The organism is Neptunomonas sp. (genome assembly GCF_041601355.1).
Lineage (GTDB): Bacteria > Pseudomonadota > Gammaproteobacteria > Pseudomonadales > Balneatricaceae > Neptunomonas.
Window position 1 is genome coordinate 1 of the sequence record NZ_JBFIIH010000167.1, and the last position, 6872, is coordinate 6872.

The 6872-nt window shown below is 47.3% G+C and carries 8 protein-coding genes; 5 read left to right on the top strand and 3 right to left on the bottom strand.

Features of this window, described 5'->3' with window-relative positions; translation table 11 throughout:
* From ABY436_RS18025 to rimI, 3 genes are all read left to right on the top strand, one after another.
* On the top strand, positions 1-501 hold a 501-nt coding region (locus tag ABY436_RS18025), incomplete at its 5' end, for an alpha-isopropylmalate synthase regulatory domain-containing protein (RefSeq protein WP_372740320.1).
* Positions 502-506: 5 nt separating this feature from the next.
* Positions 507-1442 carry a hypothetical protein gene (locus ABY436_RS18030; protein ID WP_372740321.1) on the top strand — a complete coding sequence of 312 codons (936 nt, stop codon included), beginning with the start codon at positions 507-509 and terminating at the stop codon, positions 1440-1442.
* Positions 1435-1887, top strand: coding sequence for a ribosomal protein S18-alanine N-acetyltransferase (gene rimI, locus ABY436_RS18035; protein ID WP_372740322.1), 453 nt, complete (start codon positions 1435-1437; stop codon positions 1885-1887). Before ABY436_RS18030 ends, rimI begins: the two co-directional genes overlap by 8 nt.
* 95 nt (positions 1888-1982) lie before the next feature.
* On the opposite strand, the gene ABY436_RS18040 is transcribed toward rimI, so the two are convergent.
* Positions 1983-2903, bottom strand: coding sequence for a diguanylate cyclase domain-containing protein (locus tag ABY436_RS18040; protein WP_372740323.1), 921 nt, complete (start codon positions 2901-2903; stop codon positions 1983-1985).
* A gap of 228 nt (positions 2904-3131) precedes the next feature.
* On the bottom strand, positions 3132-4796 hold the full coding sequence (leuA, locus tag ABY436_RS18045; protein ID WP_372740324.1) for a 2-isopropylmalate synthase: 1665 nt from the start codon (positions 4794-4796) through the stop codon (positions 3132-3134).
* 351 nt (positions 4797-5147) lie between these two features.
* On the opposite strand from leuA, the gene ABY436_RS18050 reads away from it, so the two are divergent.
* Positions 5148-5642 carry an Lrp/AsnC family transcriptional regulator gene (locus ABY436_RS18050; protein WP_372740325.1) on the top strand — a complete coding sequence of 165 codons (495 nt, stop codon included), beginning with the start codon at positions 5148-5150 and terminating at the stop codon, positions 5640-5642.
* 119 nt (positions 5643-5761) lie between these two features.
* Positions 5762-6430 carry an energy-coupling factor ABC transporter permease gene (locus tag ABY436_RS18055; RefSeq protein WP_372740326.1) on the top strand — a complete coding sequence of 223 codons (669 nt, stop codon included), beginning with the start codon at positions 5762-5764 and terminating at the stop codon, positions 6428-6430.
* A 4-nt stretch (positions 6431-6434) separates the two neighbouring features.
* On the opposite strand, the gene ABY436_RS18060 is transcribed toward ABY436_RS18055, so the two are convergent.
* Positions 6435-6872: response regulator transcription factor (locus tag ABY436_RS18060; protein WP_372740327.1), on the bottom strand; the 438-nt coding region annotated here is incomplete at its 5' end.

The window sequence follows — 6872 nt, forward strand, 5'->3', positions numbered from 1 at the left end:
ACTAGTTTCAGCTCAGATACAGAACTCAACCATGCTTTTGCGCGCTTCAAAGAGCTTGCAGATAAGAAGCATGAGATCTTTGATGAAGATCTGGTTGCGCTGGTATCTGATGTGCGTGCGGCGGATGCGTATGAGAAATATAAACTGTCTTCTCTGAATGTGACCTCTCAGACCGGTGAAGTGCCTGTCGCTCAGGTCACTCTGATGGTTGACGGTGTTGAGCATAAGGCTGAATCGGAAGGTGGTGGTCCGGTTGATGCAGCACTCAAAGCGATTGAAGCTATAGTGCACTCTGAATCCAGCCTTGAGTTGTATTCGGTTAATGCCATCACCAGCGGTACAGATTCACAAGGTGAAGTAACGGTACGTTTGGAGAAAGCAGGTCGCATTGTTAATGGCATGGGGGCGGATATCGATATCATCATCGCTTCGGCGAAAGCTTATGTGCATGCGCTCAACTTGTTGGATGCCAATGTGCAAAAAGCACATCCACAGGTTTAATGGCAGTGGCAGTTGAGCAAACAGTTGAGCATTTGCGTGCCGAGCAGCGTCGACACCAGTATTTAGAGGCGATGGGGGTGACCAGTTGGTTGCCTCGCTCTGCTTTGCCGGGTGCACGTCTTTCTCATGAAAGCGTCTATGAATTTCTCTATGGGCATGAAGCAGATGTTTTTGAATCAGATGATCTGGTTGAAGATGCATCTGACATCAGCGAAAAAGTACATCATCAACAGGCGGTGGCTCCTGTTACGGCAGCATCGCTTGATTTGCTCGCGCCATCAGACAGATCATCTAAGCAACGCAGGGAAACGCTGACACCGCACGCTTCCTTAAAGCGTAGCAGTGCAACGGCAGTTGGTGTTACGGCTACAGCTGTTCAGGCAAGGACTGGTCAGGAGACGAGCGAAGCTGATCTGGCAATGCCAAACGTGGAGATTAAACCGCGTTCCGGCAAAGAGAAAGCCCCCCGTTTTCGTCTGGGATTCTGGTTGTATAAAGACCTGCTGGTGGTTGATAGCCTGCCTCTGCTGAGTCGCGGTGGGATAACGCAAGGTAAATATCAGGCTCTTTGTGCGAACATGGTGAAAGCGATGGGGCTGGACGCTGAGCTTTTGGCGGCGCCTTATGTGCTGGCCTGGCCTATGCTGGCAGGTGACTCACTGGATCAGGGTAAAGCCGAAGCCTCGCTAGCTGTGAAGCATAAAATCCAAAAGTTGTTGCAGCAGGCGACACCTCGTTTACTGCTGTTTTTAGGTGAGTCTGCCGCTCAAATGGGGATGCAGCGTGAAGAGGGCATTGATGAGCTGCGGGCAGTTGTTTTCAACTATTCATCCCAGATGAAAGCGATGACATCGCTTAGTCTGACACAGATGTTGCAGATCCCTGAGTGCAAAAAAGAGGTCTGGGGCGACCTGCAAAAAGTCCTGCCTGTTAATGCTTGAGATCGTTTCGTTATTTAGCGCTGACGCTCCTCTGATAATGCAGATTGAAGGTCAGTGTTTTACCGATGACCATTGGTCTGAAAAACAGATACAGCAACAACTTCTGAATGTGAATGCTATAAATCTGGGTATTAAGGTTCAGGGCGATCTCGTTGGGTATGCTCTGGTCGGGTCGGTATTAGATGAAGCTGAACTTTATCAGATAGCGTTGCTTCCTGAATATCAGGGGCGTGGTATGGCTAAAAAATTATTAGCGCAGCTCTGTCGGCAATTGAAGGTGGCAGGCATACTGCGTTTATTGCTGGAAGTGCGTGAGCGTAATTCGGCCGCTATCCGGCTATATGAGTCATTTGGTTTTATACAGGATGGACGGCGCAAAGGTTATTACGCCAGCGTTGCCGGAGTGGAAGATGCATTGCTCTATAGCTACCGTATTTCTGCGTAGCCAGGATGTTACTACCTGGCTACGCTGTTTTTAGATAGGTATGCTGTTTCTAGATAGGTACGCTGTTTTTAGATAGGTATGCTGTTTCAAAAAAGCTAGGATGCTTCTAAATAGTGGGTGAATCGATTTCTTCCTGATTCTTTGGATACGTATAAGGCTTTATCCGCCTGCTCTATCAATTGGGCTGTGTTTTTTGCATTGCCGAGGGTGGAAGAGATTCCGAAGCTTGCTGTAACGTGCGGGCGGGTTGCGGAAAAGGCATGTTGCAGATTTACGTCTGCGAGTGCTTCAATAATGCGTTCGCATAACATTTTTGCGCCTTCTACCGGCGTATTCGGCAAAATAAGTAAAAACTCTTCTCCACCATAGCGGGCTAACAAATCTCCTGCGCGGAACAGCTGCCCCTGAATGGTTTTGCTGAAGGTCTTCAGGCATACATCGCCTTGCGGGTGCCCATAATGGTCGTTATAGGCTTTGAAGTGGTCGATATCGATCAGAACCAGTGATAGTTCTGTTTTTTCACGTTGAGTAATTCTCCAGGCGCGATCTAATGCTTCGTCCATGCCGCGTCGGTTGATAGCGTCTGTTAACGGGTCAACGTGCGTGAGCCTTAACAGTTGTTGGTTGGCTTCATCTAATGCGGCCTTCATTTGTGCGATACGTGCCATGGCGCGTATTTTTGCACTCAGGACAGTACTGTTAACCGGTTTGCTCAGGTAGTCATCACCGCCGGCGTCTATCCCTTCGACTAAGTGCTCTTCGTTGGTTTTTCCGGTGAGGAAAATGATGGGTATCCAATGTTCTTTCAAGCGCTGGCGTATCTGGCGGGTTAGCTCAAATCCATTTATATCCGACATCTCAACATCCATTAGAATCAGGTCAATGTCTGTTGTATCGAGAACAGTGTGGGCTTCCTTTGCGCCTGTTGCTGTGAAAGGTGTGTAGCCTTCGTCAGCAATGATGGCGCTAACCATTTCGCGTATAAGTCTGTTGTCGTCAACAACCAATATCTGCATGAAAATGTACCTGTCATTAGCTAAGCCGCTTTTTAAAAAGCTGTATAAAACTGCATACGATTGAATATCACACCATCAAAAAAATAGGCTTAATGAGTCGGATTTAATTTAAGGAGTGTATTTAGTTATAACTCAAAAAATGAAAATAACCATTAAAAGGCTGAGGATATTGTAGATTGTTGAGCAAAGCAGTGGTGACGACGAATCGTCACCGAGGGGATGAATTGCTTATGCAGCACCTTTGAGTGCATTTGAATTGCTTTGTGCGAAGGCCGTTAAGACTGCCTGTAATGCGGCCGCGGAGGTATCTGTCGCCACGGCAACAGCAGAAAAACGGGTACCATTAATCGTTAAGGCAATACTGGCTTGTGCCTGTGCTGTGGTTCCTTGCGTGAGAGAGTGCTCGTCAAATTGAATGATCTCTATCTCGGTGTTGTAGCGTTGCGCCAGGGCGTCACATAATGCATCGACGGCACCGCTGCCTGTTCCTCTTAACGTGTCGCTCAGGCCTATTACGAACTTAGCGCTGACTCTTCCATCATCCGTATGCAAGTCGTAATCTTGTAGTAACCAAGGCGCTGGGACCGTCGTAAAGTGCTTTTTAAACAGCGCATTAATATGTGCCGGCGAGATCTCTTCTCCGCTGATTTCTGTGGCATGTTGGACTACTTTGCTTAATTCTCCATGCATCCATTTAGGTAAAGTAATACCGTAGTCACGCTCCAGCACCAAGGCTACACCGCCTTTGCCGCTTTGGCTGTTGATGCGGATGACCGCCTCATATTCCCGCCCGATATCTCTGGGATCAATGGGCAAGTAGGCGACTTCCCAGAAAGGTGAGTTATGCACTTCGTGGTAATTTATCGATTTGCGAATAGCGTCCTGATGACTACCCGAAAATGCGGTGTAAACCAGCTCGCCAGCCCATGGATGACGTGCCGCAACCGCTAGCTCGGTACAGTATTCGACAACATCGATGATCTCTTTAATATTGGAAAAATCTAATTCAGGATCGATTCCCTGAGAATACAGGTTCATTCCCATGGTCACGATATCCATATTGCCCGTACGTTCGCCATTGCCGATTAATGTGCCTTCGATGCGGTCAGCACCGGCCATGATGCCTAACTCAGCTGCGGCGACACCGCAGCCCCGGTCATTATGTGTGTGTAAGCTAACGCGTACGCGTTCGCGTTGTTTCAGGTGGCGGCAGAACCACTCGATCTGATCCGCAAATACATTCGGTGTCGACATTTCGACGGTGGCTGGCAAATTGATAATGAGGTCGCGCGCATTTTCATCAACCCACTCGTTAATCACTGCATCGCAGACCCCTACAGCGTAATCCATTTCGGTGCCGGTAAAGCTTTCGGGTGAGTATTGAAAGCTCCATCGTGTTTGTGGGTATTGTGCGGCATAGTCTTTCACCCAACGCGCGCCTTGCACGGCAATGGCTTTGATACCGTCCCGATCAAGCCCGAAAACTTGTTCGCGCTGTACAGTTGAGGTGGAGTTGTAAACATGTACGATGGCTTGTTTGACATCTTTTAAGGCGTCGTACGAGCGCTTGATCAGGTCCTCCCTGGCCTGAGTTAACACCTGAATACAGACATCGTCCGGTATCAGGTTTTCTTCGATCAGTTTACGTACAAAATCAAAGTCAGGCTGTGAGGCAGAAGGGAAGCCTACTTCGATCTCTTTAAACCCTAATTTGACCAGCAGGGTAAACATACGGGTTTTTTGTTCGATACTCATCGGGTTGATTAGTGCCTGATTACCATCGCGAAGATCAACACTACACCAGTCGGGTGCATGAGTGATCTGCTTGTCTGGCCATGTGCGGTCAGCAAGACGAATAGGGGTAAAAGAACGATATTTGCGATGATCAAACATAACCGGCTTCCTGTATCTGTCTGTTGAATCTATAAGTATCAGTGGAGGAAAAGTATTTATTACAAAGCCCTGATTCGCGTTGTTTCTGCGCCAGGGCTTGCTGATTTTCGCTGCACTTGTGGTGCAAAAGGTTGCCTGATCAGCATCGGGTGCAGTGAGAAGGTTCGCTTTTGGCTTTATTCTCTTCGGCCATCGGGTGGATGCCGGTCTGTGATTCCGATAATGAAAAGTGTACGTAGATATGAGCGCAATTACCTTGCTAATCTTGCTAATTGTTATTTGTTTACGCAAAATAATGTAATAATTAATTGTATTTTATTGTATATAATTGCGTATTAGGGGTGTTCTGTAATGATTGGTGTTGAACTGGATCGTTTTGATATCACAATATTGCGCGAGCTTCAGCGTGATGCCTCACTTTCTAATCAGGAATTGGCCGAACGCATTGGTTTAACGGCTGCGCCTTGTTCACGCCGTGTTAAACAGCTGGAAGAGAGTGGCGTCATTGCCAGCCAGGTTGTTCGCATCAATGAGCGCAGCGTTGGCTTAAACCTAATCGCGTTGTTGCATATTAGTATGGATAAGCATATCCCTGAGCGTTTTGAAGAGTTTGAGAAAGGGATTAGCACAATACCTGAGGTGATGGAGTGTTACCTGATTACCGGACACGATGCTGATTATCAACTTAAAGTCGCAGTGCCCGATATGGATAGCTACCACGACATTTTGTTAGGAAAGATCACGCGTATCAAAGGGGTAGCCGGAGTGAAGTCTGCCTTTATTATGCGTAAAGTCATCGATACGACAGCAGTGCCGTTGCATTACATAAGCAAACAACGGAAGTAGTAGGAGGATAAGAGTAGAAGCATTCTACGCCAGCAGGGTAAAAGGTGAAGTGTTCTATCTTAGGAAGATAGGAGTAGAATGATCAGGTAATAATGTTATCAAAGAAAATGATTGTTGATATGAATATTACAGAGAGTCTTCTTTCAGGTTCGTGGCTTTGGATGGCCAATATCTTATATGTGAGTGGATTGCTTCTGGCTGTCTGGAGAAGCCCTTGGCGGGTCATTTCGGCTAACCGTGGGCTGCAGCATCTTTTTTTTGGTGCGACAGTTTTACTCTTGCTTATGTGGAGCATGCGGGCAGGGATCTCACCGGGTTTAAGTATTCATTTTCTTGGTGTTACCGCACTGACGTTAATTCTGGGATGGGATTTGGCGATTCTATCAGCATCACTGGTGCTGCTGGGTATGACATTACTGGGAAAAGAGAGCTGGCAGGGTTTTGCGGTGAATGGCTTGTGCCTGGTGATTATTCCTGCCTTTTTGTCTCATGCTATTCATCAACTGGTGGATAAGAAGCTACCGAAAAACTTTTTTATCTACCTGTTCCTTTGCGGCTTTCTAGGCTCATCTGTAGTGATCGCGGTTTCTGGGCTGATGATGTCTGTAGTGCTGTGGCTGGATGGTGTTTATCCCTGGAGTAAAATTACTCAGGAATATGTGAATTACCTTCCACTGATCATGTTTCCTGAAGGGCTGATGAACGGTATTTTGATGACCGGTATCATGGTGTTTTATCCTGACTGGATCAGAACCTTTAACGCGCGGCTGTATATCGATGAGCAGTAAGTGATTACTGTCTGACGGGGTGCTTTGCCAACTTACGTTGCAGGGTTCTGCGGTGCATATCTAATGCACGAGCGGTGGCTGATACATTGCCATCATGTTCATTCAATACTTTCTGAATATGCTCCCACTCCAGACGATTGACAGACATCGGTTGGCTTGAAATGTCGATCTCTTCATCGGCATCGTATTGCTGCAGAGCTGTCAGGATATCATCTGCATTGGCGGGCTTTGGCAGGTACTGTGTTGCGCCTAATTTGATCGCCTCTACTGCGGTGGTAATGCTGGCGTAACCGGTTAATATAACAATACGTATCGCAGGATTCGCTGCGGTTAACGGCTGAATAACGGTGAGACCGGACGCGCCATCCATTTTAAGATCCAGCGAAACCAGGTCCGGTAACCAGGTTTTAATAATGTCTAATGCCTCGTCGGCACTGCGTGC